The organism is Flavobacterium sp. HJJ (genome assembly GCF_015351475.1).
GTDB classification, from domain to species: Bacteria; Bacteroidota; Bacteroidia; order Flavobacteriales; family Flavobacteriaceae; genus Flavobacterium; species Flavobacterium marginilacus.
Window position 1 is genome coordinate 1 of record NZ_JADKPR010000075.1, and the last position, 754, is coordinate 754.

Consider the following 754-nt stretch of genomic DNA (forward strand, 5'->3'; position numbering starts at 1 on the left):
AACCTTTTTTTCGGATTTGCCAAAACTTCCCAAATACAAGACCATTTTTAAATTAAGCCAATAGCCCAAATCTCTTGTAGCAAGTGTTAGCTGTTGTATTTTTATTCAATTACGTATATTAATTTCGGAGCTCCAGCATCGTGTTCACCACCTGCAAAATAAAATGGTTTTTTAAAATTCAAATTTCTAAATAGGTTTTCATTGTCAGCTCTTAAAAAAGTTTGATGAGATTCTATTAAAGCTGTAGTTTCAAATAAATTATAAATGTCCATTAAGTCATCCCAATCATCGAAATCATCTTCTTTTCCTTGAATTTCTCTTGTCAAATCGTAAAGTAATGGAATTTCAAATCCAGGCAAGCAAGAAATGTTTTCTAAATAATCAAGTCTATCATCCATAGTTTCAAAAACTGGACTTTCATTGCCATTGTAATTAAAATCGATTGCAAATGTGTCAAATTCTCCGCCGTAAAGTCCGCTATGCTCAAAATATAGCATATTAAAGCTTTTTTCTAAGTCTTTATTGTATTTGTCATTGAGCCAATACTTTTCAATATTTGTTTTCAAATCATTGAACATAACTTCAATATATTTATCGGTATTATGTTCTTTCCAAATATTATAAAATTCAGATTGCGTTTTATTCTTCGTTAATTGCAGACTTTCGATTACAATTTTTTCTAATTGGATTTCCTTCTCTTTTAGACTTTCGATTATTATTTTGTTTTTCATTCCAGTTTTTTTAATATAACAGC

At 28.9% G+C, this 754-nt stretch carries 1 protein-coding gene; it reads right to left on the bottom strand.

The annotated features are described in order from the left end of the window. Positions 1-101 precede the first annotated feature (101 nt). Positions 102-754: hypothetical protein (locus tag IRZ80_RS20790; RefSeq protein ID WP_228520979.1), on the bottom strand; the 653-nt coding region annotated here is incomplete at its 5' end.